Origin of the sequence: Arenibacter latericius DSM 15913 (assembly GCF_000424985.1) — a bacterium.
GTDB classification, from domain to species: domain Bacteria; phylum Bacteroidota; class Bacteroidia; order Flavobacteriales; family Flavobacteriaceae; genus Arenibacter; species Arenibacter latericius.
Window position 1 is genome coordinate 40,943 of record NZ_AUKX01000023.1, and the last position, 26,141, is coordinate 67,083.

The window sequence follows — 26,141 nt, forward strand, 5'->3', positions numbered from 1 at the left end:
AAAACAAGCAGTTAGAAATAAACTTGGTAAAAAAGTCCATTGTTTAAAATTTAGACCAATCTAGAAAAACGGAAAACAATTGAGATTGGATTATGCAACCATTTCTGATCAACTAATCGCTTCGGCTTAAGTTATCGCTATAATATTATAAACAATGGCCGTAGCAAATAAAACTAGAGAAAAATGAAAAAATATTTAATCATCGTTATTCTATTTTTTGCCTATCAACCACTGATGTTGGCATGCGACCACTGTAAAGAATTACACTCCAATAATGTGGAGGAAATAACAAATGATGAAAAACCTTCAGAAAGTATGGAACCACAGCAAAACTATTTACCAAGTTTAATAACTGCAACCCCATTTGAGGGTAGGCAATTGGCTATTACTCTGGCTAGAAAATCAATTGCAGAGATACAAACCGATCCTGAAACACGGAAAAAATTGAGATCGGATTATGCGACGGATACACAGCAACTAATCGCTTCGGCACAAATCATCGCAATTGAATTCCAGACGATTGCCGCAGCAAATAATTATTGGAGAAAATGAAAAAATATATCGTTCTAGCAATATTATTTATTGGCTATCAACCCATCTTGATGGCCTGTGACCTATGTAAAGAGAAACAGCCCAAAGGTTTGGAAAACATAACTCATGGTCAAGGACCTACTGGTAATGTAGATTATATAATTACTTGGTCTGCAGTTATTTTGGTAGTAATAACTCTTTTTTACAGCCTAAAATTTTTATTGCGGCCAAAAGAGAGCAATCCAGACCATATAAAGAATATTGTTTGGGATCAAAATTTTGAGGAAAATGGAGGACAATAGGATTATAAAAGTATATCTAGATGATGAACAGCAGCCTTTTGCAGCTTTCTCACCGCCTGTAAAATTTGTATTGGATACCACCAAGATTCCAGATGGTAAGCATACTTTAAAAATCATTGCAAGATCATCTAGCAATGTTGAAGGAGTTAGGGTTATACCATTTGAGGTACGTAATGGGCCAGCAATCTCAGTAGTAGGTCTAAGCGAAAATGAAGTAGTGGATACTCAAATTCCTATTACTATTAACGCCTATGGTAGTGAGACCAAAGATTCATTTGTTATTAGAGGATCTGAAACCCCAAAAGCGATTCCGTCATGGGTATGGGCGCTTATTATTGCTTTTGTTGGCTTTGCCTTGTTCTATCTAATTATGTACTGGAATCCTGATCTTTATAAGTCTTTTTTCTAATGAAACAACCGCTAGAACATAGAACCGACATTCATCATTTGGTAGACACCTTTTATACTAAAATAAGGATGGACTCCCTGTTAGCGCCTATTTTTAATGAGGTAATCAAGGAAAACTGGGAAATGCATTTACAGAAAATGTACTCGTTTTGGGAAACGGTACTTTTAAATAAACACACCTATTATGGTAATCCGTTTATGCCCCATGCCGACCTCCCTGTTGAAAAAATACATTTTGAAAGATGGTTATCACTCTTCAATGAAACCGTTAATGAAAATTTTGAAGGGGCAAAAGCAGAGGAAGCAAAATGGAGAGCTCAAAAAATGGCTGAAATGTTCCACCACAAAATAAGCTTATATCAAACAACAAATAATAGACCTCTGATATGAAAGCATTAATAAAATCAACCATTATTCCCTCTTCCGTGTTTATATGGATAGGATTTGTAGGTGCTATAAGCTTTATGGAGGCTTGGATTAAATTCCAAGTTACCGAACTCTCCCTCCCAGTGGGACTTAAGGTAGGAAAATTAGTCTTTCATGCGTTGAATAAGGTGGAATGGACACTAGCATTAATCATACTTATTTATTTGTTTAGGACAACTGGAAAAATTATTAAATGGAGTAACCTATACTTACTCATAGCTATATTTATTTTGGTATTACAAACCATAGTGTTATTACCAATTTTAGACATTAGAGCTAATGCCATAATTGAGAATCAAAATTTACCAGAATCACATGCTCATATTTATTATGTAGCAATGGAAATAGTAAAAGTAGTAACTCTTTTTATATATGGTTTTAATTATCATAAAAACAACTCATGAATAATACTCTCAATAAAATAGAAGATAAATATATTGGATTAGGAGAAAATCCTGAGACCTACCTTAAGGGGCTATTACATGCCAAGCCAATTACGTATTGGGATTATATTGAGGTAGACACCCTACTCTCTCTTCAAAAACCCAGAACTAATTTTAAGGATGAGTCCATATTTATAATGTACCACCAAGTAACGGAACTCTTCCTAAAAATGATGCTGCATGAATTGGAGCAAATTGTTAACGAGAAGAAGATTACCAGTCAGTTTTTAATTGTAAAACTAGATCGATTAATAAAATATACTTCCCTTTTAATCAACTCCTTTGATATAATGAGGACAGGGATGGATTATGATGACTACAATACCTTCCGATCTACCCTTACCCCAGCAAGCGGATTCCAATGTGCCCAGTTTAGGTTGATAGAACTGCATTGTACCTCCTTAAAGAATTTGGTGAGTAATGTCTATAAAGACCAACTTTCCCCTGGCCCCGGAATTAAAGAATGTTTCGATAAGATTTATTGGAAAGATGCAGGCATTAACCACAAAACAGGAGAAAAGACGTTGACCTTACAACTGTTCGAAGAGAAATACCACAAGAAATTTTTGAATACTGCTGAGGAATTAGCAGGTAATACTTTAGAAGATAAATTAAAGCAACTTCCCACCATCCCAGATGCCTTACGGGAAAAGCTACGCAAATTTGATCGACTTTATAATATTGAATGGCCCCTAGTCCATTTAAACACCGCTGAACATTATTTGAACGGTAAAGGGGAGAATAAGAAAGCCACTGGGGGATCTGAGTGGAAAAAATACCTACACCCAAAATATCAGCAACGTAAATTTTTCCCTTCTATGTGGACAAAGGAAGAACTGGCAAATTGGGGAACTAACGTTAAAAGCGAACACCATGGAAGTATTGACTAAACCAGAGCTTACCCATAAAACGGTAGGTAAATCTTTAAAAATACTACAAATAACTGCTTTGGCAGGAATGGATATGCCGCTTCACCACAATACCAAAGAAACGGTAATAGTAGTACATAAGGGAGAAGCAATTTTAAAGACCCAACACAAAGAATTTGTTTTAAAAAAAGGGGCAACCCTATTGGTGCCTGCATTCATAGATCACAGCTTAAGGGTAATACAAGATTTTAATGCTGTTGCCATAATGCAAACAGAAACTGAAATAAACTTTAATTACATATAAGATGAAATAAGCATGACCGAAACCCGGTCGCCAGCCCGAAAGATTCATTTTGGCGGGCAAACACTAATGAATCTATGCGAGTCCCACCCGCCAGAACAACATATTTGGGCAGATATGAACGTTAAACAACAATAAACATTTACATATGAAAAATTTAATGACAAAAAACATCGGAGAAATTGTAGCGGATAATTATAGAACTGCACAAATTTTTAAAAATCATAAAATAGATTTTTGTTGTAAAGGAAATAGAACAATTATAGAAGTTGCCGAGAAAAGTAAGCTTGATGCGAATTCTCTTTTAAAAGAAATAGAAACGGTACAAAAACAAACGAATGGCGACCATATAGATTTTATGACCTGGCCCTTAGATCTGCTAGCAGATTATATTGAAAAGAAGCACCATAGGTATGTAGAAGCTCAAATACCGGTACTAAATCAGTATCTAGCTAAGCTTTGTAGGGTACATGGGGAACGTCATCCAGAATTATTAGAGATTACACAGCATTTTAATAAATGTGCCGGGGAATTGGCCATGCACATGAAAAAAGAGGAGCTAATGGTCTTCCCTGCTGTTAGAAAAATGGTAAAAGCCAAACATACTGGAACTAAATTGGAACCCTCTAAATTAGGTAGCATCAAGAATCCTATTCAAGTGATGATGCAAGAACATGAGAATGAAGGAGACCGATTTAGACTGATAGAAGAATTAACTAATAACTATACACCTCCTGCAGATGCTTGTAACACCTATAGAGTCACTTTTTCACTGCTCCAAGAATTTGAAGAAGACCTACACAGACATATCCATTTAGAGAACAACATCCTTTTTCCAAAAGCAGAAATCTTGGAGAAGGAACTCAATGAATAATTCTGATATAAATCTATAGGGTGAAATGCTATTTTCAGGCACGGTTTAAAGCAAAGTATTTAAACCGTGCCCTAATGGCAGATGATATTACATAAGAATCCAACCGTTACAACACAAATGGGAAAAATAAGGATAAAACGAATTTATGATATTCCTAAAGAAAGTGATGGATATCGAGTTCTGGTTGATCGAATCTGGCCACGGGGAGTTAGCAAGGAATCGGCCAAGTTAGATGATTGGATAAAAGAAATTGCCCCATCGGATAAGCTTAGAAAATGGTTTGATCACGACCCTGATAAGTTTGAGGAATTTGACAAAAGATATCGAATTGAACTCCAAGAAAAAGTAGATAAACTGAAGGAGCTTAGGGAAAAATCTAAAGAAAATATCCTAACCCTTCTTTATGGAGCAAAGGATACAGAACATAATCAGGCCATTATACTAAAAAAGGTTTTGGAAGAATAAACCTATTGAATACCTAAATGACAAAGCATTTATAAGCGCCTTTAAAATAAAGGATGCAGCACTAAATCTAAACAACAATAAATGGGACAGAAAAAGCCAATTAAAAGACATAAGGCCATGCAGCCTTTAAGCAGAGAGCACCATCAAGGATTATTGTTGTCTTGGAAAATAAGAACAGGTATTTCTAAAGGAGTTGCCGCGGAACGAATAAAAACCTATTTAAATTGGTTTTACACCACTCATTTGGTTCCCCATTTTGAAGCAGAGGAAAAGTTGATTTTTCCAATTTTAGGCAATGATCATGAGCTGGTAAAAAAGGCCATTGCCCAACATCGAAGATTGGAGCGACTTTTTAATACTTCTACTGATTTAGATAGGACCATTAGCCTGATAGAAGAAGAACTAGAAGCCCATATAAGATTTGAGGAAAGGATTCTTTTCAACAAAATTCAAACTGAAGCAAACGAACAACAATTAGAAACAATAGCTAAACTTCATCCGGAATCCAAATTTACTGAGAACAGCAATGATGTATTCTGGGAATAGAAAACAATAAATATGAATCTCATGAAAATTTATAACGAATTACTAGCGGAATTTAAAAAAGGCCAAACCGGGTATTCTACCATTGCTATTATTGGTCAAAGTTGTATTGGCTCTGTTGCGGTAATGCTAGCCCTAAAAAACGAAATGCCAATCGCCTTAAGATTTTCTCTTGTATTAATGGTCACTATTCTATGTATGGCCTATAATGCTGCAGTATTGGCACATTTAAAGGCTAATATTACATTTAACCTATTAATAATAAGTGTAGTCTTTAGTGTGATTACTATTGCAGCAAACCTCATTTAAGGTATTTTTACACCCAATAAATGTAGGCATAACTATTAACCGAGAGTTTAGATGTACACTTTAACCTATTTTGATGAATTTGGGGACCAATGCACGGCTAATTTTCACACCAATGAATATCATAGTCTAATGGAACTCCTCTATGATAAATATATGGAGGAATGGGGCGAATGTAAAGGTAGGGCGTGGTGCGGAACCTGTCACATCAAAATATTGGAAGGCGCTATTGATAAAGAAATGGAGGAAGAAGAACAGCATACACTTTCCAAGATTGATGAAGCTACTAAAGAGAGTCGTTTAGCATGCCAGATTCCCGTAAATGCAGCCTTGAACAACCTCGTTTTTAAAATCGTTTCTGAAAACCAGTATGACTAAACGCTAATATTATAGATACTACTATACGGTCCTATTTATTTCACAAGAGGGAGTATACCCAGTATCTTTGTTACACGCATAATTAACTACCTTAGGGCAAAACTATGAAGCATAGGTTGGAAACCACCGATAAGATTATAACTTAAGCGTTAAAGATTTTACTACCCACCTACTGAGTAAGCAATAATTAAGTACATGATAACAAAAACAGAAATAAAAGAACGAAAAGACGTTAATCTTCTTGTGACTAGCTTCTATGCTAAAATTAGAAAGCATGAGGTACTAGGCCCAATTTTTAATGGAATAATTACAGACTGGGACAGCCACCTGGAGTTATTGACCGATTTTTGGGAAAGTCACCTTCTCCTTAAACGAAAATATATGGGCAACCCCATTGTAGCGCATCAGGAGGTAGATAAAAAAATGGATCATACCATTACACAGGAACATTTTGGACTATGGTTAAATGAGTGGTTTGCCACTATAGATGAACTTTTTGAGGGAGAAGTGGCATGGATAGCCAAGAATAGAGCACGAAAAATGTCTACCATGCTATTCTTACATATTTTTCAACATAGGAGTCGCGCATAAGGGCCCTGTCCCCTATTATCATTAAATACCTTACCTCAAATAAAATATCAGCGCTAGTTATCAGTACGCTTTACCTTAGTATTGGACTGCCACAAGATTAGTAAAATGGCTATGGGAATCAATACACTTCCTATAGCCAAATACTTTAAATAGCCATCTACCAATGGCCATCTTAACCATGCTGCCATCCCTTTATAAAATATAAGTGTTTCTGTAAAGACAAATCCCATCAAATAAATAGCATAGGAAACCCTAGTAAGCTTAATCATCCTAAAGTATTCCAACACAAAGAACAAGCCTAAGCTAATTACGCCCAAAAAAGTCCAATGCAAATACCCAACAGTAAAGTCCAGTATAGTAGCCGCTAAATTGGCAAAATAGGGAAAGGTACTTAGCAACTGTAACATCATTTTAGCACATAAAAGCACGGCGACCAATATTAGCATACCATATTGCATTTTGGTCAAAACTGACTTTAATCCACTTCGCTTTTTATAGCAAAACCACACAAGAACTACCAAAGCAATCAACTGTAAGATAGCTCCCATTCCTCCCAATAGATAGAGCAATAGGTGTGGCCCCGTCCAAAGCGCTGATAGAAACACACTCAATATAATTCCAAGAACGGCGTTCCAGAAAAATATTTTGAAAGTTTTTGAAGACATTTTAACCCCATGTAATTCCATAATATGAATAAACAACCCAATAAGGGCTAAAATCATCCATCCATTATATTGAAAATGCAAGTAAAAATAAATAGCTAGTCGGTACCAGATAGATTCAGGCCCCAATAGCGTCATAATTGGTCCCAAAGCCCATGGTCCAACACTTGAACCTACCATAAACCATAATGACACTGCAATACAGCGATAGGCATTAGTATCTTTTACTGATTTGGAAACGTTCTTTAAAAAGAATCCAGTAAACCAATAGGAGGCTATTAAAAATAAAGTTGAAAAGATAATAGAAAATAAGGCATACCCTTGAAAAGGAAAGGTTACTAACATTCCTAAAAGACACAACTGGGTAAACCAGAAAATTCTTTTATACTTCCTTTTCAGTTCCTGTTTCCGTAGGAACATGTAGTATAAAAGTGAAGTAAGTGCAATATATACCCATCCCAACAGCGCAATATGAGAATGCGTATGAACTATATACCTATAATCCATTGGAATTGGCATTGGAGCAACCACAAAGGTCCTGAGAAGCACACCTAACAAAGCAGCTAACAGAAAATAGCCCAAGGAGGAATTAATATGTGATTTAACTGAATTCAATTATAAGGTGGTAAAGCGCTAATGTACTAATTAAAGTGGTCTACAATAAAAAATCCCCGCAGGAGCTGCGGGGTTAAGTTATTAAAAATCCTTTCTTTTCGATTTATATCCCAATCTCCAAACTGGGATTACGGTCCATAAAGTTAGCATAACTATAGAAATCATTAGGCCAAGATTAGTCCCGAAAAATTGTTTAAAGATTGCTCCTGTATACCCCAATAGGGCAGAAATATCCAATTTTAGTAGGATAAGGGTCCTAGAAAGATCTATAGGATTAAACATGGTGGCAATTAAAGAGAAATTATCCAAAGGGTATTTTTCAAAAACAATCAAGGACATTAAAAAGAGCCCGTCATAGATAACTGCTAGAAACAACCAAACCAATACAGCGTATCCAAATCCCTTAATTTTATTTTCATTAGAAAGGGCTATATTAAAGGCCAATGCCGTAAAAATCATAGTTAAAAACGCTCCCGTAATTAGCAATAGGGAAAAATCCCAAATGGCATTACTTTCAAAAAGTCCATATAGCGCAAAGGGAATACCAAGTCCCAATACCAAACTCATAGTTAATGAACCAGCAACACCAAGGTATTGTCCAAAAAATATGGACGATCGTTTAATGGGCTGAGCCAATAGCAGTTCGGTAAATTCTTTGGAATTATAGAAGTACATCACACCAAAAATGGTCCCTATCAGCGGTACCAGTACAATTATGACATTCATTAGCGTAATGACAGCTTTGGACAACTCATTGTTTAAAAACAACAATACAAAGCCTAACAGCAAATAAAAAAGGAAATACACGTAGCTCCATCGGCTGCGCATTAGATCGTAAAAGCTATATTTTAATATTTTAATCATGATTATTAGGGGGTAGATATGGCCGCAATGGCATGTTCAAAATTAGTTTGATTGGTCTTAGTCTTTAAGGCACTTATACTTCCTTTAAAATATATTTTTCCTTCCAGAAGATAGACCACCTCATCGGAAACTTCTTCTACAAACTGCATTATATGTGAGGTTATTAAAAAAGTCTTCCCTTTTCCCTTTTCCTCAAAGATGAGTTCTTTTAATCTGATGAGCGCCAATGGATCTAACCCATTGGTAGGCTCATCCAGGATAACAAGTGGACAATCGAACATAAAGGTCAACACAATATTCACTTTCTGCTTGGTTCCTCCAGATAGGTTGCTCAATTTTTTATCTAAGAAAGGCTCCAGGCCAAATCGGGCTATAAGTTGCTCTTCGTCACTGGGCATCTGCCGTATGTCCTTTATCATCTCTATCAACTCCTTTACCCTAAGGTTACCCGGAAAATTGGCTATTTGTGGTAAATAATTAATCTGTTGGCGGTATTTCCATTGATTTTTAATGCGGGTGTCCATTACAGATATAGAACCCTTATCCGGAATTACCATTCCTAGGACAGCTTTAATCAAGGTTGTTTTACCAGAACCATTAGGTCCTAAGACAGCAAATATATTACCACTGTGAATACTGAGGTTTAATCCCGTTAATACCGGGTTTTTTCCAAATTTTTTATATAGGTTTTCTACCTGTATCATTTTATTCTTTTCATTAATGGTTTTGCATCAACTAAATTATCCGGAGTAAAAACCGGAGAGACCTTTTCAGAAAAATCGATTATATCCATAAACAGACTTCGCAAAAGAATAATAGTTTCTGGAGTTCTGTTTACGATATAAGAAAATAGCTTAACAGGTCTATAGGGTATATCACCTATGCCGTTTCTATCCAAATCATAACCAGTATAATCGCTCCAATAATTCTCCTCAAATACATTGTCGTTTAGATTACTGTTATAGGCAAGGTCAAAAGAATTAAAGAGAAAATTATTTCTGGTGATTGTATTGGTATAACAAGCCCCTCTTACTTTTATAGCCCATCCATTTCTTATAAAATCATTGTTTTTATAAACTATTCGGTTAGAGCCTTCAATACTGATCCCTACGGTATTCTCTTCAAAGGTATTCCCAGAAATCTCAGCGTCATTAATCTCCTTTAACAAGAGGCCAAAAGAAGCTGTTCCCCAATTATTTTTAAAGGTATTCCCGTGCATGTTTATCCTTTTAGAAAACATTACCGCTACCCCTGCTCCATTACTCTCAAAAGTATTTCCCTCATAGATATCATCATTGGAAAACATAAAATGTAGCCCATAGCGCAGATTATTGGCGCTATAGTTGTTCTCAATGGTGATAAAGTCCGAAAACTCTAGATAAATTCCATCCCTTACCTGCTGTACAGAATTATTAGCGACCATGATATGTTGCGAATGCCATAATTGAATCCCATTTCCTGAGTTGTATTCATCTTTTGCATCTCCTATAATAGTATTATTCAGGACTTTCCCATTTTTAGACCTTTCTAAGTAGATACCAAAGAATAACCTTTCTAACTTCACATTCTGTATTACAAAATCCTCACTTCTTATAACACGTATAGCCGCATAGTCCGAAGTATAGCTAGTGCCCACATTTTTAATATGTAAGCCATCTATGGTAACATTATTGGCTGCAATCTGAATAATCTCACCTTGCTCTTCCCCATCAATTATGGGTTGGTCTTCCCCAATTAAGGTCAACGGCTTATCTATCCTAATATTGAACTCATTATAGGTTCCTTTTTTAATCAATATAGTATCAAAATCCGCTGCCTGAGCTATTGCTTCTTTAATAGTCTTTATTGAACATGTACTGCAGACCGTAATTGTAGAAGCCCACATATTAGTGCCAAGCAAGAGCAAAATCACATATATTAAAACATGCTTCCTCTTCATTGTATAATATTAAAGAATTTATAATTTCCCACTGGGGAAATCCCATATGGTATCGCTTTATGCACTTGTTGGTTGTTGTAATTGCTAATTATATACCTCATTAATTCAGTTCTCAAATCTCAGTTTTAACTGTTCCCAATTTAATTGGTCACCATCGTGAATCAGCAAAGCCTCCTCTATCCCTTCCTTTGTTCCGAAAGCTGTTAGGTACTCTCCCATGGGACTAGGTATCCCCTCACTAATCAGATAAAATGCTTTGGTGGCATCTATTAATTTTCCAGGGTTAGAATAATCATTTGTTAAGAATAGGGCTATTTCGCTAGGATCAATATCATTTAAATGATTCATCATACATTCCGTAGCATCAAATTTAAACGCCTTGCCCTTGTCCGTTACAATTTGAGCAGCATGTTGCCTGTCAACAATAGTCATACTACAAAAGTGGCATGCATCCGACCCGTAATCTATGGGTTGTGGTTTAATATTACATGAAGTAAATACGAGTAATAAAATAGCAGGAAGAAAATATTTTGTCATTCTTTATATCTTAAAATTAATAGGCTGTTCTTTTAATTGGTTTCACTATTCACTTTTATGCTATTCCTTTTCCAACCAAAATAGGAAGCAACTAAAGTAAGTAGCATTCCAACAAACAACAGATAGCCACCAACACCTGGTAAAGAGGTAACATTAAAATTCAAAATTTTAGCATTTCCTAATAAGGGCGGTTTATAGGTCATAGGAGTACCATCAGGATGGGTCAGCTTCATAATGGCTCGCGGATCTAAATCAGTTCCATAATCCGTCATCCATGCATTAAAATCATACATTCCTAAAAGCCCCAGAACAGACATCAGCACAAACCATCCAACAAACCATTTATAAGAAACCTTGCCAAACAATCCAAGAAGTCCTATGAGTACGCCAAGAAAAACCATTCCTCCCACGACCAAAGGGAAAGTGCTAAACTCCCACATTTCATCTGGTTTAGGTAAGGTCTTCATCCCAATATAGTGATTTAACCCATCTATGTTCTGAATATCAAATTCCTGTACTCCCCTAATCCCGTTAATATGGATATTCATTCCCAAAGGCTCCGGATACTGAGGTGCCCCTAGCATAATATTCCATAGCGGAAATACAAAGAGTCCCAATAACAACAGTGAGCCAATAATCATTAATATACTTGCTTTTTTCATCTCTTTTCTTGATTTCAATACTAAATTGAAAATGGTATTAGTTGGCTAATCTTAATCCTAATTTGTTAAAAAAGCGGGCAGTCCTTAAACATCGCCCGCTTTCCTTCTAAACTAAAATAAGTAACTCTAATCTTCCCCTAGGGACCAACTCAATTCCAAGTCGGAATCTGCTGGTGAAACCCTTACATAACCTTGCATTTCTTGGTGAAGTGCAGAACAGAAATCCGTACAGTAGAATGGCCAGACACCTACTTTTTTAGGCTCCCATAATAGTGTTTTGGTCTGCCCTGGCACAATCAATAATTCCGCATTTGTAGCACCGATCATAGCAAAGCCGTGAGGGACATCAAAATCTTGCTCTTGATTAGTTATATGGAAATACACCTTGTCTCCCACTTTTATACCCTCTATATTATCTGGGGTAAAGTGACTACGGATAGTAGACATATAGATATGTACATCTTTTCCGTCTCTTTCTATCTTGGTATCGTTTGCTGTTAAAGCAGCATAGGGATGTTTATTCTCAGAAAGTTTAAATATCTTTTTAGAATTAGCTATCAATTTTTCTGCTGGTATCCCTGCTGCATAATGTGGTTCCCCATGAGTTGGGAAATCATATAGCAATTCCATTTTATCCCCAGAAATATCATACAACTGAGCAGAGTGTTCCATCTCTGGACCTACTGGAAGATACCTATCCTTGGTAATCTTATTCATGGAGATATAATATTTACCAAATGGTTTTTGGGAATTTCCTCCGGGAATCATTCCATGTCCTACAGAATAATAAGAAGGTTGTCTGTCTAATACTTCCCAGGTACCTAATTTCCATTTTACCACCTCAGAAGAGATAAAGAAAGTAGTATAGGCGTTTCCTTTTCCATCAAACTCGGTATGTAACGGCCCAAGACCAGGCTGGGAAACTACTCCCGCAAGAACATCTTCGAACTTTAAAATAGGAATTCCATAAGCCTCTCCATCAAATTTTTCATTCTCAATGGCTTCCAACATTCTAGTAAAGGAATGAACTGTTAAATCTGCGGACAGCTTTCCGTTCCCTACTATATATTCCCCAGATGGATCTACATCACAACCATGTGGAGATTTAGGAGTTGGTAAGAAATAAACAGCGCCAGGTACTTTTGTTGGATCTACGGTAAGCACCTCTTTCTTCATGGTAGAAGTAGCTGTATGGGTATGATCATCATAAACGTTATGCGCATACTCGGCCGGCATTATTGTACCACCTCCGTTGTTTACATACTCTTCTATTTTCTTCCAGTTAACCGCAGCGATAAAATCTTTATCATTTTGAGAGGAATTTACCTCCATTAAAGTACTTGCCTCCTCAGTATTATAGGTGGTAAAGAAAAACCATCCATGAGATTTCCCTCTTCCTGGATGCGATAGGTCATAATTAAACCCAGGCATCATCAATTGGAATTTAATATCCATACGACCCGTTTTAGGGGCTACACTAATAAAAGACAAGGCACCTTTAAAATTCCCTTTATAATCTTTAATAGGCATATCTCGCTGAGGAACAGGAACTGCAAATCTAGTACCTGCTACTACATACTCTGTATTTTCTATTATGAAAGAGGAACTATGGTTACCAGCACTATTAGGCACCTCAATAATCTCTGCCGTCTCAAAAGTAGTCAGGTCAATCCTAGCTATTCTAGGGGTATTATTCCCATTGATAAAAATCCACCTTCCGTCTAACTCCCCATTTGTCTGAGAAATATCGGGGTGGTGAGCATCATCCCAAGGAACAAATCCGAAAGAAGTGTTTAGCATGGGCTTAGTTTCCTCAGAATAACCGTAACCATTTGTAGGAAACTGGGAGAAAACTGGAATTTCTTTAAACATCCTTCCAGAAGGCAAACCGTATACGGTTAGGTTACCGGTATATCCTCCGGAGAAGAAGGCATAGAATTCGTCATACTCACCAGGAGCCACATATACACGATCTGCTGCACCAGAACTTAAGGCACCGCTAGATGCCGACTTTCCTTGGTTTCCGCAACTGGTTACTAGGGCAAAAACACCCAGCAATCCAAAAAATAAATTAATGTATTTTTTCATCTTAATTATTTAATTAATTATTCTTATTTATTACTACTCTGTAGGAGGCAACATTACCTTGTCTACCACGTGTACTATTCCGTTGCCTGCAGGAATGCTAGCTATTATTTTTGCGCCACCAACATAAACATCATCGCCTTTGACCTCTACGGCAACATTCTGATTGTTTGCCTGTCCCAGTTTTTTAAACTTCTTTAAAAAATCTACACTGTAATTTCCTGGGGTTACATGATACTTTAAAATATTGGCCAAGGCTTCCTTGTTTTCCGGTTTTAGCAAATCTTCTACTGTTCCTTCTGGCAGCGCATTAAAAGCTTCATTAGTTGGCGCAAATACCATAAGTGGTCCGGCATTTACCAAAACGTTCTCCAGACCTGCCGCCTGGACCGCCGCTACTAAAGTGGTATGGTCTGCTGACCCTATAGCGATGTTCAGTACATTGGGAGTAGAGCCATCATCCTCTATAAAGGCTTGACCTTGCTTTTCTTCTATTTCTTTCCCCGTAGTATTGGAGGTATCCGTCGTAGTGGTCTTGTCCTCATTTTTACAACTAGATACAAGACCCAGAATAAGAAATGATACTGCCCATAATTTTAAGTGGATGATTAGCTTCATATAAAAGTGATTATTATAAGGTTCTGAAATATTCTACTATAGCCCTCGCCTGTTCCTCAGTAAGACCTTGATTGGCCATTGGTGATCCATTAAACTCCATTAAAAGCGCTTTAGCTAAAGGATCTTCCTTTACCATCCCTTCTGGATTTAAGATCATATTCATCACCCATTCCGGGGTACGTCTTTCCATAACACCATCTGGTGCCGGGCCAATAAATTTTTTCCCTACCCTATGGCAGGCCAAACACATTTGATCGTAAACTTCTTTTCCTTTCGCTGCCATAGCCTGGTCTACTTCTGCATCCAAGGTAACTGAGGTAATTGGTCCTACCCCTTTATTAGTTAGATCTACCATTTCGGAAGCCTTTACATCTGAAGCTGCAGGAGCCGCAGGCTTTTCTGTTTTAGTCTTAGCCCTATCTACACTAAATCCGTCTTTTTTCTTTTCTTCCTTTCCTCCACAGCTCATAATTAAAGCTGAAAAAAGGATCGCTGCACTCTTAAAAATTATTTTCATTGGTTTTTTTATTTTTAATGGTTAATGGATAATTGTTCACTTAATTTGATTTGCTAGTCCAATAATTCTTGATTGTTTTTTATTTATTACTGTTGAGTTTAACTTTATGTTAAGACAAAATTAAGTTGACTCCACCGTATAAAACATGATAATAATCATATATCGGACAAAAAAGTCCTAATTGATTATTTTCTGATGTGTTTTTTGATCTAAAATCTATTTTGGGAATCAAACAAGTTGATTTACAATTGAGTACGATTAAACAACCACTTAATTAAATGTGCCAACCCATTAATTATTCATTACTAGTTGCCGTTCTATAAGGAAAACTAGGATAGGTCTTTTAAATCTTTTACATATCTTAGTACAACTTGTGGGAAATAAAAAACCTCCACCCTAGAGAATAAAATTCCTCCACGAATAAACTGCATTATATGACCAACTATTTAATTAAGATTCAAGAAGACACCTTTAGCTTAACTGAAGAAGAATTAGACTCCTTGGATATTATCCCCACTGGTGACTCACAGTATCATGCTTTATCTAACTTAAAATCATATGATATAAAAGTTATCCAATCCAACTTCCCTAACAAGGAGATTACATTAGAGGTAAATGGTAATCCCTATCATTTAAAACTAGAAGATCAATTAGATCAGATGGTGAACAAAATGGGAATGCTAGCCACCAAATCACACCAAATAAACCATGTAACAGCTCCTATGCCCGGACTTATCATAGACATTATGGCCTCTGTTGGTGAAGAGGTTTCAAAAGGCACCCCTTTATTAGTTTTATCTGCAATGAAAATGGAAAATATTATAACCTCCCCTGGGCAAGGAATTATTAAACAACTAGAGGTGCAAGTTAACGATGCCGTAGTAAAGGGCCAGATTTTAATCGAACTGGAATAAGCTAGACCTATATGAACATGAAAAAAATACTGGTAGCCAATAGAGGAGAAATTGCATTGCGAATTATGCGAACTGTTCAAAATATGGGTATAAAAACTGTTGCAGTCTATTCGGATGTCGATAGGAATTCTCCCCATGTGAAGTTTGCAGATGAAGCCGTATTTATTGGCAATGCCCCCTCTTCCGAATCCTACCTAAATATGGAAAAGTTGCTCAAGGCGGCCCAAGACACTAATTCCGACGCCGTACATTCTGGGTATGGATTTTTGAGTGAGAATGCCGATTTTGCACAACTGCTGAGCGATAATAATATAACCTTCATTGGTCCAAAACCCCATGCGATACGGGTTATGGGCGATAAATTAGCCGCAAAGGAAACGGTGAAAGCATATAATATCCCCATGGTACCGGGCATCGATAAAGCTATAACGGATTTAGCTCTAGCAAAGTCCATCGCCAACGAAGTTGGTTACCCTATTTTAATTAAGGCTGCTGCGGGCGGAGGTGGGAAAGGAATGCGAGTGGTACAAGAAGCCGCCGATTTAGAAGAACAAATGCAACGTGCCATTAGTGAGGCCAAAGCCGCTTTTGGCAACGGAGCCGTTTTTTTAGAAAAGTATATTGACTCTCCAAAACATATAGAGATACAAGTTTTGGCCGATAATCACGGAAATGCCGTCCACCTTTTTGAAAGAGAATGTAGTATACAAAGAAGACATCAAAAGGTAATAGAAGAAGCTCCCTCTGCTGTACTTTCGCCCGAAACAAGAACTGCTATGGGTAAAGCTGCTGTGATGGTAGCCCAAGCTTGCGACTACGTTGGTGCCGGAACCGTAGAATTTCTATTAGATGCAGACCATAACTTCTATTTCTTAGAGATGAATACGCGCCTACAAGTAGAGCATCCAGTCACCGAATTAATAACAGGGGTAGATCTAGTAGAACAACAGATAAAAATTGCTAGGAATGAGGTATTAGAAATGAAGCAAGAAGATCTATCTATAACAGGACATGCGGTAGAACTAAGAGTGTATGCCGAAAATCCCTTCGACAATTTTCTACCTAGTATCGGTACCTTAGAAACCTACCAACGTCCTCATGGACCTGGGATACGGTTAGATGATGGATTTGAGGAAGGTATGACCATTCCTATTTACTACGATCCCATGCTTTCTAAATTAATCACATACGGAAAAAATAGGCAAGAGGCCATACAACGTATGCTCCATGCCATTGCCAACTACAAAATTGAAGGTTTGGAAACCACCCTCCCCTTTGGAAAGTTTGTTTTTGAGCATAAAGCCTTTACTTCAGGAAATTTTGATACTCACTTTGTAAAGAAACATTTTAGCAAAGAAGCACTCCTTAAGCTTTATAAAAAGGAGCGAAAAATTGCAGCTCTAATAGGGCTTAAACTTTATTTAGAACACCAGGAAATCCTAAAAATTCCAGAAGGCGAAAATTCCAATTGGGCATTAAAAAGAAGCAACCGTTAATATTTAAGATTCACAAGCAATATAAAGTCTACTATTAAATGAAGGAGAAAATAAAAAAAGTGGAGGAAAAAATTGCCCTTGCCAAATTGGGAGGCGGTAAAAAACGGATCGATACCCAACATGCCAAAGGCAAATTAACCGCTCGTGAGCGAATTCATTTTTTACTGGACGAAGGTTCCTTTGAGGAGATGGGTGCTTTGGTAACCCATAGAACTAAGGATTTTGGTATGGATAAACAAATTTATTACGGGGATGGCGTAGTTACCGGATTTGGAACAATCCACGGACGTGAAGTCTGTGTCTTCGCCCAGGATTTTACCGTTTTTGGAGGTTCCCTTTCCGAAACACATGCCGAAAAAATTTGTAAAATAATGGATATGGCCATGAAAATTGGTGTCCCAATTATAGGACTCAATGATAGTGGTGGAGCAAGAATTCAGGAAGGCGTCCGCTCCTTGGGTGGTTATGCCGATATTTTTCATAGAAATGTAAAGGCTTCGGGGGTAATCCCCCAAATATCAGCCATAATGGGACCCTGTGCTGGCGGGGCTGTCTATTCCCCAGCTATGACCGATTTTACCCTAATGGTAGAAAATACCAGTTATATGTTTGTAACTGGCCCCAATGTGGTAAAGACTGTTACCAATGAAGAAGTTACCTCCGAAGAATTGGGAGGTGCTATCACCCATGCCACCAAATCCGGGGTTACCCATTTTACGGCTGGCAACGACTTGGAATGTATTGCCCAAATAAAACAATTGATTAGTTATTTGCCTCAAAATTGTGAGGATGCCCCAAAGTCGCTCCCCTATTCCCTACAAACGGAGATTAGAGAGAGCTTAGAAAGCATTCTTCCTGAAAACGTAAATCAGCCCTACGATATGCGCCATATTATCCAAGAGATCATAGATCCTTATACCTTTTTTGAGGTACATAAGCTCTATGCCGAAAATATTGTAGTAGGATTTGCCCGATTGGCAGGTAGGAGTATCGGCATTGTAGCTAATCAGCCTATGAGCTTAGCGGGAGTACTAGATGTAGACAGCTCCAAAAAGGCGGCAAGGTTTACTCGTTTCTGTGATTGTTTTAATATTCCGCTTTTAGTATTGGTAGATGTTCCTGGATTTTTACCGGGTACGGATCAAGAATGGAACGGTATAATTACCAATGGTGCAAAATTACTCTACGCTCTAAGTGAGGCAACAGTTCCTAAAATTACAGTCATTACTAGAAAAGCGTATGGTGGGGCCTATGATGTAATGAATTCCAAACATATTGGGGCCGACTTAAACTATGCTTGGCCCAGTGCTGAAATTGCAGTAATGGGTGCCAAAGGAGCCAGTGAAATTATTTTTAGGAAAGAGATTATGGCCGCCGAGGATCCTGAAAAGAAACTCGTAGAAAAAGAACAGCAATACGCAGAAATGTTTGCGAATCCTTTTAGTGCTGCTGAAAGGGGCTTTATAGATGAAGTTATCCTACCTAAGGATACCCGTAGAAAATTAATAAAGGGGTTCTCCATCTTAGAAAATAAGGTGGTAAACATGCCCAAGAAAAAACATGGAAACATACCTTTGTAAAAAAGTACCCAACAAACATAAAGAATTAGTAGCCACAATATGAACAGTATAGAAGATTTAATTGACCTAATTAGCCTAGAGCGCGTAGATGATACTACCTATGTCGGACAAAATTATCAGGCCCCTTGGGGTAGGGTTTTTGGAGGACAGGTACTAGGGCAATCGCTCCATGCTGCCTATCAAACTGTACCAGATAATAAGATTGCCCATTCCATGCATGCCTATTTTATTTTGGGGGGCGACCTTAGTATTCCTATAACCTATGAAGTGGAAAACATTAGGGACGGGGGTAGTTTTGCAACCAGACGTGTGGTAGCAAAACAAAATGGGAAGGCAATTTTTAATATGGCGGCTTCCTTTCAAGTAAAGGAAGAGGGAGAAGACCATCAGATTTCCATACCCAATGTAATAACTCCAAAAAAGCTCTTGAGCAGTTTAGATCAGCTAGAGGAGATGGAGCAAATAGACCCCTATACATATAAGTTTCTCCAACTTACTCACCCAACCACATTCGAGTTTAAACCGGTAGAACGATTGAGTGCACTACTTACTAAAAACGGTCCCCCTTTTAATCATATGTGGATGCGTACAGCAGCTCCTATAAGTGTTAGCTTACCTATGCAACAGCAGCTATTGGCCTATATGTCCGACTACAATATTCTTACCACTGCCTCCCTACCCCACCGGGAAAAATTGAGAGCGGATAAAACCTTTTACGCAAGTATAGACCATGCTATTTGGTTTCATCGCGACTTTAATATTTCCGATTGGCTATTATACACTATGGATAGTCCAAGTGCCAGTAATGCCAGAGGGTTCTCTAGAGGAAGTATTTTTGATAGAAAGGGAAAGCTAATCGCCTCGGTTACCCAAGAAGGGCTGATGCGAAAAATGAAGTAATGAATAATAGACTGCTCTGGACCCTTTAAATAGTCTAGAGCAGTTTATATAACTCCTCTTCCGTATTACTTACCTTCAAATTTTTACTTACTCTATAGCTGATACTTCACCTCTTATTTCTAAACTATCCTACTTCCCTTAAATCCAATCCCTTTAGGATAAACCTATGAAACATTTAATTCTCATTTAGAGATTAAAGTATTTTGTGGATAAGATTATATGGATTATATCCAATAACATGGAAATAATCCATAGTTTAGCATACCTATTTTTTGATATGCTATGAACAAAACAATACTCCATTTAGATTTAGATACCTTTTATGTATCCGTAGAGCGACTCCAAGACAGTAGGCTTAACCATAGGCCTATATTGGTAGGAGGCACTAGTGATAGAGGTGTTGTAGCTGCTTGTAGTTACGAAACCCGAGGCTTTGGCGTACATTCCGGAATGCCCATGAAAATGGCCAAGGAACTCTGTCCCGAAGCAGTAATTATAAAGGGAAACGCAGGCAATTACAGCAAGCAATCGGATATTGTAACCGAGATCATCAAGGAACAGGTACCCTTGTTCGAAAAATCGAGTATCGATGAGTTTTATGCCGATCTTACGGGAATGGACCGTTTTTTTGGCGCTTACCAATACTCCTCAGAACTCCGCCATAAGATCATTAAGGAAACGGGACTCCCTATTTCCTTTGGGTTGTCCGTAAACAAAGTGGTATCAAAAATAGCGACCGGTGAAGCCAAGCCAAATAATCAAAGAAAAATAGACTATGGCCATGAAAAACCGTTTTTAGCACCTTTATCCATTAGAAAGATCCCCATGGTGGGCGATAAGACCTACCAAACGCTACGGAATTTGGGATTGCGCCAGATAAAGACCATCCAAGAGATGCCCATGGATGTGATGCAACGGGTATTGGGAGCCAATGGCGAGGTAATATGGAAACGGGCCAACGGCATGGACAATACCCCAGTGATCCCCTATTCGGAACGAAAATCTATCTCTACCGAGCGTACTTTTGATAAAGACACCATAGATATAACAAAGCTCCGCGGTATTCTTATTGCCATGACGGAAAACCTGGCCTATCAACTCCGGAGAGGGGAAAAACTGACCGCCTGTATATCGGTAAAGATCCGTTACTCAGATTTTAACACCTACTCCAAACAATTAAGGATTCCATATACCAGTGCAGACCATATTCTAATCCCACAGATCCTAGGCCTGTTCAATACGCTCTATAACCGAAGACTATTAGTGCGATTGATTGGTATCCGTTTCAGCCACCTAGTACAGGGAAATTATCAGATCAATCTCTTTGATGATACCGAGGAGGCACTGAATCTCTATGCCGCTCTGGATAAGATAAGGGAGCGTTTTGGCGATAAGAGCATCATAAGAGCAGCAGGGTTGGGCGCCAAGACCATCGGTAGAATGCAGAATCCCTTTAACGGGCAGCCACCCGTGGTATTGGCACATAGGAAGCTTTGAGTAGTGGTCAATGCTATTCAGGCATGGACATTCTATCAATTAACAATAAACATTTATCAATTAACAATAAACATTTACCAATTAGCAATAAACAGTTGGGGAGACCCCTGATTAATTAGGGTATGAATAAAGAATCTACAAAACAGGTTTAGTCAAAAGTAAAAAACCGAATATTTGGTTAAAGCCACCTATCCCCATCTAATTTTATCCAATGGGGTAAAGCCCGTGGCTATTCAAAAACTTCCCCTCTAGCCCAACTTTCAAATTAACTCATTACCAAATTTCCAAATCAAAATAATTGCTACATTTTCACATTGATCTATTGATACACTAATCCTTTATTTTCAAATTAACTCAATAGCACATCACTCCATCACAATAAACAAAGGGGGGGCTTTACCACAGCTATATATTAAACCACTTTAAAATCAGAATCATCCATCTGCACACTAAATTTTACATTTGCCTTTAATGCGTCGAAAACCTTCAAAATAGTTTCGATGGTTACATTCTTAGCACTACGTTCTAATTTTGATATTTGGGATTTTTGTACACCAATTAATTCTCCCAATTGCTCTTGCGTCAATTTCCGCTCTTTTCGAACAGACTTAATCATTTCACCAAGAATTTCCATTCGCAAATCGAATTCGTATTTATCCCGTTCAGCAGTTCCGATAATCCCTATATCATTGTCCTTCATTTGGTCTAGGGTCATCATTCTCATTTTCTTCTTTTTTGTTTCCATAACCTTATTTTTTATTGATCGAAATATGCTGCACGTATCTGTATTGCTTTTGGAACTTTATCTGTTTTTTTGACTATCCCGTGGGTAGTAATTACAAGTGTTGGTTTTTCACCAGTCTTGTCCCAAAATGCAAAAAGCCGATATTGAAGTCCGTCGTATTTAGTCCTGAATTCCCAAATATCGTCAGTTAGCTTTTTAAACAGTTTTGGATCTAGTCCCAGTTTAGCCTTATCTAGATTATAGTATATTTTAGCCCTAGCTTTCTTGTCTACTTTTGCCATAAAATCAATGGCTTGCCCAAGAAAAACGACTTCAAATCTACTTTCCATCTGGTTTAAACATCTTTACTATATAACAAATATACGATAAAAAGTTAACTTATATGGAAACATTTTAAGTGCATTATTTAGTTTGAAATAAAATATTCTTAAAAATTAATAGGCTAAAATGTCGTGGCTATTCAAAAGCTTCCCCTCTAGCCCAACTTTCAAATTAACTCATTTCCAAATCTCCAAATTAAAACCCATTGTTACATTATTACATTGATGAATTTTCACATTAACTCATTTCTAAATAACTTTGAGCAAAACCTAAAATATGGCAGCAGAAGAAAGATTTATAAATGCGATTGAGCAGTTTGATGCTGCCAATAAGGAAGATCCCAATACTGAAGAATGGCAGGGTAAAAACTATCCTAAGGAACTGCTTTATGCCATTAGGATGACGGAGAAACTGAATGAATTTGCACCAACCGCCTCCGAAGCCCTTCAATTAGCAGCCCGTTGCCAACATATCCAACGATGGAAGATTCCAAGGGACACCTACGAAAAAGGTAGAAAAGGCTATTTAAGATGGCGACAAGATCTCCAGAAATTCCATGTAGAGAAAGCCTCTGCCATATTAAAAGAGGTTGGGTACGAGCAGGAAGTAATAGACCAAGTAGCCTTCCTATTACAGAAAAAACAATTGCATAAAAATGAGGAAACCCAAACGCTGGAAGATGTCATCTGTTTGGTATTTCTAGAATATTACTTTGAGGACTTTGCAGCAAAGCACCCAGAGGAAAAGCAATTGGACGTACTGCGAAAAACCTGGCGGAAAATGTCGACCAAAGGGCATGAGGCCGCCTTGCAACTCCCATTATCTAAGCAGTCACGCGAAACAATTTCAAAAGCAATACAAGAGTAGATCCAATGTAGACGTGACCCACGGGGGTATACTTTTATTTTCAAAGACCAAGTGTTATCTTTGTTTATTAGCCTAGTACTTTTAGGAGAACGCGCTTTTTTTAATGTTAGATGCTAGGCATAATTTTAATTTAATATCAGTTATATATGAAGATTGTTGTTTTGGACGGATATACGCTTAATCCGGGTGATTTAAGCTGGGAAGGATTGGAAGCTTTAGGATCTTTGACCGTTTACGATAGAACCCCTTATGATTCCGAAAAAATTGTGGAAGCCATTGGCGATGCCACCATCGTTTTCACCAACAAAACGCCACTACCAAAAGAGGTATTAGAAAAAGTGCCTGCCGTAAAATATATTGGTGTTTTGGCCACCGGATTCAATATAGTGGATATAGAAGCTGCAAAATCCTTGGGAATGATAGTCACCAATGTCCCTACCTACGGTACAGCCGGAGTAGCCCAAATGACAATGGCGCTGTTGTTGGAAATGTGCCATCATGTGGGAGAACACAATCGCGCAGTAAAGGACGGACAATGGACCAATAGCAAAGATTTTTGTTTTTGGAATTACCCATTAGTCGCTTTAGAAGGCAAAACCATGGGGATTATCGGATACGGTAGTATCGGCCGGGCCACCGCCAAATTAGCGGAAGCCTTTGGAATGAAGATCTTAACTGCCGGAAGTCGGAAAAGACCAGAACTTGAAACAGAGAATGTTAAACAGGTAGAAATGGAGGAGCTTCTGCGTGAATCTGACGTTATAAGTCTTCACTGCCCCTTAATGCCCGAAACTGAAGGCATAATTAATACTGCCAATATTGCAAAAATGAAGGATGGGGTGATGCTGATTAACACCTCTCGCGGACCCTTAATCGTGGAAGAAGATTTAAAGTCAGCTTTGGACAGTGGAAAAATAGCTTTTGCAGCGGTAGATGTGGCCTCTCAGGAGCCTATTAATGCCGACAGTCCTTTGCTACAAGCAGAAAACTGTATTATTACCCCTCATATTGCTTGGGCACCTTTAGATTCTAGAATCAATCTTATGCATACTGCAGTAGAAAATTTGGAAGCATTTCTTAAAGACAGTCCTCAGAACGTAGTGAATTAAATTTTCACTCAATTATAATAAAAATGAAAACACCTTCTCTTGAATCTAAGGGAAGGTGTTTTTTATTATGGAGGGGTAGATAAATACCCCGAAACTTACCTCGCTAGTTTATGGTTAGAGTTGGAAAACATATTCCGCAATGCTCCATGGGATTGTCCCACTTACCCTACCCTCGACTACGCTCAGGGTACAGTTTATTTTATTCAAAATCAGGCCAATATTCCGTTATTTTCTTTCTTACAAAGGTGACGCTACGTTCTAATTGGTCCATGCCATCTACACCGTCTTCTATACTAATCCAACCATTGAATCCCACTCTTTTCAATTCCTTAAAAATGGCATCGTAATCATTTAGTCCTTTTCCTATTTCCCCGTGACTCAATCTTTTGGCATAACCTGTTGCGCCGCCTTCTTCCTTTCGTAGATCTTCTATTGTCCCTTCCTTTAAATAGCGATCACTAGCGTGCATAGTCACCACTCGGTCCGAAACCCGGTATAGTAGTTCCAACGGATCCTCACCAGCCAAAAAAGTATTACTTGGGTCGTAGTTCACTCCAAAATTAGGATGGTCTATACGGGATACCAGCTCGCAAAAAACATCCATTTGCTGTGCAAACTCAGGATACTCCCAGAAATCGTCCTTGTAATGGTTTTCTAAAATTAACGTTATTCCTAGCTTTTGGGCACGTGGTAAACATTGTTTTATAGAGTCGGCCGCAAAAGTCACGCCTTCTTCCATGGTTAATTCGGGTCTACGTTGCCCAGACAACACTCGGCAATAAGAACCCCCTAGGGCATGGGTCATTTTGATCCAATGAATTTGCTTTTTGATTTCCGCTTCCCTAAAGGAAGCATCTGGATGGGTGAAATCTGGGGAGCAGCACAGCATGGGAATTACTTTTCCATGGCTTTCTACCTGCTCCCTAAAAACAGGCCAATTAGATGGATCTTCCATTTCCAAGAACCCGGCATACCATTCCAGTCCGTCAATATCCAATTTAACGGCCAGGTCTTTCCACTCGGAAACTTTCATGGTTCCATCTTTACAAAGTTCTTGCATAAATGCTTTGGGGAATACGGCTAATTTTGGCAAAATAATATGGTTTTAATTATTGGTTAATGTTTGGTTGATTGGTTATTCAGGATTCATAGGTTTTCCTGTCTTACTGTTTAATAATGTTTTGTCCGCACTTGTAAGCATTTCATTTCTTAGTAACTTAATACTTGTGATGTAACGCAATTATAATTTTCAGGGTTTGGCTAAAGCCGAGTGCTTCATGTACTATTATTCCCCGTGATAAATCACGGGGCTATTCAATTTTCTGTTTTTTAGATTTCTGAATTGTCAACTGCCTCAGGGACCTACAACCAACAGTATTGATAATTGCTAATTGTTTATTGTTCACTGAAAAACTGATTACTGCCCACCATTCACTGCTTACTGAACCCTTCTCAATACTAATTTTCAATACTCCCCTTCAATTGTGACTTCGGCTCCGCCTACCTCCGGCAGGTAAACTCAGTCACCAGCGGAAAAATCGCCACCGCCAGGTGACCTAAGCTGCCGTCAGGCAGGCTAAATACCCATTCTCAAATGCCGCTCGAGTAAGCATCTCCACATCCATTGGTAATTGCTAATTGTTTATTGTTCACTGAGAAAACTGACTACTGCCCACCGTTCACTGAAAAAACTGATTACTGCCACCGTTTACTGCTCACTGATCCCATCTCAATACTCACTACTTTATACTTTATACTAGCCTAGCGTTAGCAATA

At 38.0% G+C, this 26,141-nt stretch carries 32 protein-coding genes; 20 read left to right on the forward strand and 12 right to left on the reverse strand.

All coding sequences use genetic code 11. From position 1 onward, the window contains the following. The first annotated feature begins 183 nt into the window (after positions 1 to 183). The 13 genes from H344_RS22105 to H344_RS0109735 all read left to right on the forward strand — a co-directional run bounded on the left by H344_RS22105 (position 184) and on the right by H344_RS0109735 (position 6,437). Entirely contained in the window at positions 184 to 552 is a 369-nt protein-coding gene (locus tag H344_RS22105) for a hexameric tyrosine-coordinated heme protein (protein ID WP_240484967.1), read from the forward strand. Further along, the gene (locus H344_RS0109680) at positions 549 to 833 is read left to right on the forward strand and encodes a hypothetical protein (protein ID WP_034256378.1); all 285 of its coding nucleotides are present in this window, start codon (positions 549 to 551) and stop codon (positions 831 to 833) included. The genes H344_RS22105 and H344_RS0109680 overlap by 4 nt, the downstream gene beginning before the upstream one ends. Next, on the forward strand, positions 820 to 1,242 hold the full coding sequence (locus H344_RS0109685) for a hypothetical protein (RefSeq protein ID WP_026810141.1): 423 nt from the start codon (positions 820 to 822) through the stop codon (positions 1,240 to 1,242). Before H344_RS0109680 ends, H344_RS0109685 begins: the two co-directional genes overlap by 14 nt. Further along, on the forward strand, positions 1,242 to 1,631 hold the full coding sequence (locus H344_RS0109690; protein ID WP_026810142.1) for a group III truncated hemoglobin: 390 nt from the start codon (positions 1,242 to 1,244) through the stop codon (positions 1,629 to 1,631). The genes H344_RS0109685 and H344_RS0109690 overlap by 1 nt, the downstream gene beginning before the upstream one ends. Continuing rightward, positions 1,628 to 2,071, forward strand: coding sequence for a hypothetical protein (locus tag H344_RS0109695; protein WP_026810143.1), 444 nt, complete (start codon positions 1,628 to 1,630; stop codon positions 2,069 to 2,071). Before H344_RS0109690 ends, H344_RS0109695 begins: the two co-directional genes overlap by 4 nt. Further along, positions 2,068 to 3,000: a tryptophan 2,3-dioxygenase family protein gene (locus H344_RS20000; protein ID WP_034256379.1), complete on the forward strand. Its 933-nt coding sequence runs from the start codon at positions 2,068 to 2,070 to the stop codon at positions 2,998 to 3,000. The genes H344_RS0109695 and H344_RS20000 overlap by 4 nt, the downstream gene beginning before the upstream one ends. Further along, the gene (locus tag H344_RS0109705) at positions 2,984 to 3,283 is read left to right on the forward strand and encodes a cupin domain-containing protein (protein ID WP_026810144.1); all 300 of its coding nucleotides are present in this window, start codon (positions 2,984 to 2,986) and stop codon (positions 3,281 to 3,283) included. The genes H344_RS20000 and H344_RS0109705 overlap by 17 nt, the downstream gene beginning before the upstream one ends. Before the next feature lie 145 nt (positions 3,284 to 3,428). Beyond that, on the forward strand, positions 3,429 to 4,154 hold the full coding sequence (gene ric / locus H344_RS0109710; protein ID WP_026810145.1) for an iron-sulfur cluster repair di-iron protein: 726 nt from the start codon (positions 3,429 to 3,431) through the stop codon (positions 4,152 to 4,154). A gap of 117 nt (positions 4,155 to 4,271) precedes the next feature. Continuing rightward, positions 4,272 to 4,619, forward strand: coding sequence for a DUF488 domain-containing protein (locus tag H344_RS0109715; protein WP_026810146.1), 348 nt, complete (start codon positions 4,272 to 4,274; stop codon positions 4,617 to 4,619). An 81-nt stretch (positions 4,620 to 4,700) separates the two neighbouring features. Beyond that, complete coding sequence (locus H344_RS0109720; protein WP_026810147.1) at positions 4,701 to 5,165, forward strand: hemerythrin domain-containing protein; 465 nt, start codon at positions 4,701 to 4,703, stop codon at positions 5,163 to 5,165. A gap of 21 nt (positions 5,166 to 5,186) precedes the next feature. Next, complete coding sequence (locus H344_RS0109725) at positions 5,187 to 5,471, forward strand: hypothetical protein (protein WP_026810148.1); 285 nt, start codon at positions 5,187 to 5,189, stop codon at positions 5,469 to 5,471. Positions 5,472 to 5,522: 51 nt separating this feature from the next. Continuing rightward, positions 5,523 to 5,846 carry a 2Fe-2S iron-sulfur cluster-binding protein gene (locus H344_RS21030; protein WP_051254245.1) on the forward strand — a complete coding sequence of 108 codons (324 nt, stop codon included), beginning with the start codon at positions 5,523 to 5,525 and terminating at the stop codon, positions 5,844 to 5,846. A gap of 195 nt (positions 5,847 to 6,041) precedes the next feature. Further along, positions 6,042 to 6,437 carry a group III truncated hemoglobin gene (locus H344_RS0109735; RefSeq protein ID WP_394330144.1) on the forward strand — a complete coding sequence of 132 codons (396 nt, stop codon included), beginning with the start codon at positions 6,042 to 6,044 and terminating at the stop codon, positions 6,435 to 6,437. 53 nt (positions 6,438 to 6,490) lie between these two features. On the opposite strand, the gene H344_RS0109740 is transcribed toward H344_RS0109735, so the two are convergent. From H344_RS0109740 to H344_RS0109780, 9 genes are all read right to left on the reverse strand, one after another. Next, positions 6,491 to 7,714 (reverse strand): hypothetical protein, encoded by a 1,224-nt coding sequence (locus H344_RS0109740; RefSeq protein WP_026810150.1) that lies wholly within the window; start codon positions 7,712 to 7,714, stop codon positions 6,491 to 6,493. A gap of 81 nt (positions 7,715 to 7,795) precedes the next feature. Continuing rightward, positions 7,796 to 8,578 carry an ABC transporter permease gene (locus tag H344_RS0109745; protein ID WP_026810151.1) on the reverse strand — a complete coding sequence of 261 codons (783 nt, stop codon included), beginning with the start codon at positions 8,576 to 8,578 and terminating at the stop codon, positions 7,796 to 7,798. Positions 8,579 to 8,583: 5 nt separating this feature from the next. Continuing rightward, positions 8,584 to 9,282 carry an ABC transporter ATP-binding protein gene (locus H344_RS0109750; RefSeq protein ID WP_026810152.1) on the reverse strand — a complete coding sequence of 233 codons (699 nt, stop codon included), beginning with the start codon at positions 9,280 to 9,282 and terminating at the stop codon, positions 8,584 to 8,586. Further along, positions 9,279 to 10,517: a nitrous oxide reductase family maturation protein NosD gene (locus H344_RS0109755; RefSeq protein WP_026810153.1), complete on the reverse strand. Its 1,239-nt coding sequence runs from the start codon at positions 10,515 to 10,517 to the stop codon at positions 9,279 to 9,281. The genes H344_RS0109750 and H344_RS0109755 overlap by 4 nt, the downstream gene beginning before the upstream one ends. A gap of 105 nt (positions 10,518 to 10,622) precedes the next feature. Next, positions 10,623 to 11,054, reverse strand: coding sequence for a nitrous oxide reductase accessory protein NosL (locus tag H344_RS0109760; RefSeq protein ID WP_026810154.1), 432 nt, complete (start codon positions 11,052 to 11,054; stop codon positions 10,623 to 10,625). Between the two features lie 32 nt (positions 11,055 to 11,086). Then, positions 11,087 to 11,716 carry a hypothetical protein gene (locus H344_RS0109765; RefSeq protein ID WP_026810155.1) on the reverse strand — a complete coding sequence of 210 codons (630 nt, stop codon included), beginning with the start codon at positions 11,714 to 11,716 and terminating at the stop codon, positions 11,087 to 11,089. Between the two features lie 126 nt (positions 11,717 to 11,842). Next, complete coding sequence (nosZ, locus tag H344_RS0109770; RefSeq protein WP_026810156.1) at positions 11,843 to 13,804, reverse strand: Sec-dependent nitrous-oxide reductase; 1,962 nt, start codon at positions 13,802 to 13,804, stop codon at positions 11,843 to 11,845. Positions 13,805 to 13,837: 33 nt separating this feature from the next. After that, positions 13,838 to 14,419 carry a fasciclin domain-containing protein gene (locus H344_RS0109775; RefSeq protein ID WP_026810157.1) on the reverse strand — a complete coding sequence of 194 codons (582 nt, stop codon included), beginning with the start codon at positions 14,417 to 14,419 and terminating at the stop codon, positions 13,838 to 13,840. 13 nt (positions 14,420 to 14,432) lie between these two features. Then, the gene (locus H344_RS0109780) at positions 14,433 to 14,936 is read right to left on the reverse strand and encodes a c-type cytochrome (protein ID WP_026810158.1); all 504 of its coding nucleotides are present in this window, start codon (positions 14,934 to 14,936) and stop codon (positions 14,433 to 14,435) included. A gap of 434 nt (positions 14,937 to 15,370) precedes the next feature. On the opposite strand from H344_RS0109780, the gene H344_RS0109790 reads away from it, so the two are divergent. The 5 genes from H344_RS0109790 (at position 15,371) to dinB (ending at position 21,323) form a co-directional block, all read left to right on the forward strand. Next, positions 15,371 to 15,850, forward strand: coding sequence for an acetyl-CoA carboxylase biotin carboxyl carrier protein subunit (locus H344_RS0109790; protein WP_026810159.1), 480 nt, complete (start codon positions 15,371 to 15,373; stop codon positions 15,848 to 15,850). Between the two features lie 17 nt (positions 15,851 to 15,867). Further along, positions 15,868 to 17,346 (forward strand): acetyl-CoA carboxylase biotin carboxylase subunit, encoded by a 1,479-nt coding sequence (gene accC, locus H344_RS20010; protein ID WP_034256381.1) that lies wholly within the window; start codon positions 15,868 to 15,870, stop codon positions 17,344 to 17,346. 38 nt (positions 17,347 to 17,384) lie between these two features. Beyond that, positions 17,385 to 18,926, forward strand: coding sequence for an acyl-CoA carboxylase subunit beta (locus tag H344_RS0109800; protein WP_026810160.1), 1,542 nt, complete (start codon positions 17,385 to 17,387; stop codon positions 18,924 to 18,926). A 39-nt stretch (positions 18,927 to 18,965) separates the two neighbouring features. Next, positions 18,966 to 19,826 carry an acyl-CoA thioesterase gene (locus tag H344_RS0109805; RefSeq protein WP_026810161.1) on the forward strand — a complete coding sequence of 287 codons (861 nt, stop codon included), beginning with the start codon at positions 18,966 to 18,968 and terminating at the stop codon, positions 19,824 to 19,826. Positions 19,827 to 20,108: 282 nt separating this feature from the next. Then, on the forward strand, positions 20,109 to 21,323 hold the full coding sequence (gene dinB / locus H344_RS0109810; protein WP_026810162.1) for a DNA polymerase IV: 1,215 nt from the start codon (positions 20,109 to 20,111) through the stop codon (positions 21,321 to 21,323). 412 nt (positions 21,324 to 21,735) lie between these two features. On the opposite strand, the gene H344_RS0109815 is transcribed toward dinB, so the two are convergent. Both H344_RS0109815 and H344_RS0109820 read right to left on the reverse strand, forming a co-directional pair. Continuing rightward, complete coding sequence (locus H344_RS0109815) at positions 21,736 to 22,068, reverse strand: helix-turn-helix domain-containing protein (RefSeq protein ID WP_026810163.1); 333 nt, start codon at positions 22,066 to 22,068, stop codon at positions 21,736 to 21,738. An 11-nt stretch (positions 22,069 to 22,079) separates the two neighbouring features. After that, positions 22,080 to 22,397 carry a type II toxin-antitoxin system RelE/ParE family toxin gene (locus tag H344_RS0109820; protein ID WP_026810164.1) on the reverse strand — a complete coding sequence of 106 codons (318 nt, stop codon included), beginning with the start codon at positions 22,395 to 22,397 and terminating at the stop codon, positions 22,080 to 22,082. A 268-nt stretch (positions 22,398 to 22,665) separates the two neighbouring features. On the opposite strand from H344_RS0109820, the gene H344_RS0109825 reads away from it, so the two are divergent. Both H344_RS0109825 and H344_RS0109830 read left to right on the forward strand, forming a co-directional pair. Further along, on the forward strand, positions 22,666 to 23,256 hold the full coding sequence (locus tag H344_RS0109825) for a DUF4202 domain-containing protein (protein ID WP_026810165.1): 591 nt from the start codon (positions 22,666 to 22,668) through the stop codon (positions 23,254 to 23,256). A 146-nt stretch (positions 23,257 to 23,402) separates the two neighbouring features. Continuing rightward, the gene (locus H344_RS0109830; protein WP_026810166.1) at positions 23,403 to 24,365 is read left to right on the forward strand and encodes a D-2-hydroxyacid dehydrogenase; all 963 of its coding nucleotides are present in this window, start codon (positions 23,403 to 23,405) and stop codon (positions 24,363 to 24,365) included. A 199-nt stretch (positions 24,366 to 24,564) separates the two neighbouring features. Here the strand turns inward: H344_RS0109830 and H344_RS0109835 are convergent, their stop codons facing one another. Further along, a complete protein-coding gene (locus tag H344_RS0109835; RefSeq protein WP_026810167.1) occupies positions 24,565 to 25,458 on the reverse strand; it encodes a sugar phosphate isomerase/epimerase family protein in 894 nt (297 codons plus the stop codon). Positions 25,459 to 26,141: the final 683 nt, after the last annotated feature.

Coding starts and splice junctions, on each gene's coding strand:
- H344_RS0109755 (WP_026810153.1), bottom strand. CDS start 10,517: ATGAAGAGGAAGCATGTTTTAATATATGTGATTTTGCTCTTGCTTGGC.
- H344_RS0109680 (WP_034256378.1), top strand. CDS start 549: ATGAAAAAATATATCGTTCTAGCAATATTATTTATTGGCTATCAACCC.
- H344_RS0109820 (WP_026810164.1), bottom strand. CDS start 22,397: ATGGAAAGTAGATTTGAAGTCGTTTTTCTTGGGCAAGCCATTGATTTT.
- H344_RS20000 (WP_034256379.1), top strand. CDS start 2,068: ATGAATAATACTCTCAATAAAATAGAAGATAAATATATTGGATTAGGA.
- ric (WP_026810145.1), top strand. CDS start 3,429: ATGAAAAATTTAATGACAAAAAACATCGGAGAAATTGTAGCGGATAAT.
- H344_RS0109780 (WP_026810158.1), bottom strand. CDS start 14,936: ATGAAAATAATTTTTAAGAGTGCAGCGATCCTTTTTTCAGCTTTAATT.
- H344_RS0109790 (WP_026810159.1), top strand. CDS start 15,371: ATGACCAACTATTTAATTAAGATTCAAGAAGACACCTTTAGCTTAACT.
- accC (WP_034256381.1), top strand. CDS start 15,868: ATGAAAAAAATACTGGTAGCCAATAGAGGAGAAATTGCATTGCGAATT.
- H344_RS0109745 (WP_026810151.1), bottom strand. CDS start 8,578: ATGATTAAAATATTAAAATATAGCTTTTACGATCTAATGCGCAGCCGA.
- H344_RS0109695 (WP_026810143.1), top strand. CDS start 1,628: ATGAAAGCATTAATAAAATCAACCATTATTCCCTCTTCCGTGTTTATA.
- nosZ (WP_026810156.1), bottom strand. CDS start 13,804: ATGAAAAAATACATTAATTTATTTTTTGGATTGCTGGGTGTTTTTGCC.
- H344_RS0109805 (WP_026810161.1), top strand. CDS start 18,966: ATGAACAGTATAGAAGATTTAATTGACCTAATTAGCCTAGAGCGCGTA.
- H344_RS0109765 (WP_026810155.1), bottom strand. CDS start 11,716: ATGAAAAAAGCAAGTATATTAATGATTATTGGCTCACTGTTGTTATTG.
- H344_RS0109690 (WP_026810142.1), top strand. CDS start 1,242: ATGAAACAACCGCTAGAACATAGAACCGACATTCATCATTTGGTAGAC.
- H344_RS0109750 (WP_026810152.1), bottom strand. CDS start 9,282: ATGATACAGGTAGAAAACCTATATAAAAAATTTGGAAAAAACCCGGTA.
- H344_RS0109735 (WP_394330144.1), top strand. CDS start 6,042: ATGATAACAAAAACAGAAATAAAAGAACGAAAAGACGTTAATCTTCTT.
- H344_RS0109800 (WP_026810160.1), top strand. CDS start 17,385: ATGAAGGAGAAAATAAAAAAAGTGGAGGAAAAAATTGCCCTTGCCAAA.
- H344_RS0109775 (WP_026810157.1), bottom strand. CDS start 14,419: ATGAAGCTAATCATCCACTTAAAATTATGGGCAGTATCATTTCTTATT.
- H344_RS0109685 (WP_026810141.1), top strand. CDS start 820: ATGGAGGACAATAGGATTATAAAAGTATATCTAGATGATGAACAGCAG.
- H344_RS0109715 (WP_026810146.1), top strand. CDS start 4,272: ATGGGAAAAATAAGGATAAAACGAATTTATGATATTCCTAAAGAAAGT.
- H344_RS21030 (WP_051254245.1), top strand. CDS start 5,523: ATGTACACTTTAACCTATTTTGATGAATTTGGGGACCAATGCACGGCT.
- H344_RS0109760 (WP_026810154.1), bottom strand. CDS start 11,054: ATGACAAAATATTTTCTTCCTGCTATTTTATTACTCGTATTTACTTCA.
- H344_RS0109830 (WP_026810166.1), top strand. CDS start 23,403: ATGAAGATTGTTGTTTTGGACGGATATACGCTTAATCCGGGTGATTTA.
- H344_RS22105 (WP_240484967.1), top strand. CDS start 184: ATGAAAAAATATTTAATCATCGTTATTCTATTTTTTGCCTATCAACCA.
- H344_RS0109825 (WP_026810165.1), top strand. CDS start 22,666: ATGGCAGCAGAAGAAAGATTTATAAATGCGATTGAGCAGTTTGATGCT.
- dinB (WP_026810162.1), top strand. CDS start 20,109: ATGAACAAAACAATACTCCATTTAGATTTAGATACCTTTTATGTATCC.
- H344_RS0109720 (WP_026810147.1), top strand. CDS start 4,701: ATGGGACAGAAAAAGCCAATTAAAAGACATAAGGCCATGCAGCCTTTA.
- H344_RS0109705 (WP_026810144.1), top strand. CDS start 2,984: ATGGAAGTATTGACTAAACCAGAGCTTACCCATAAAACGGTAGGTAAA.
- H344_RS0109815 (WP_026810163.1), bottom strand. CDS start 22,068: ATGGAAACAAAAAAGAAGAAAATGAGAATGATGACCCTAGACCAAATG.
- H344_RS0109725 (WP_026810148.1), top strand. CDS start 5,187: ATGAAAATTTATAACGAATTACTAGCGGAATTTAAAAAAGGCCAAACC.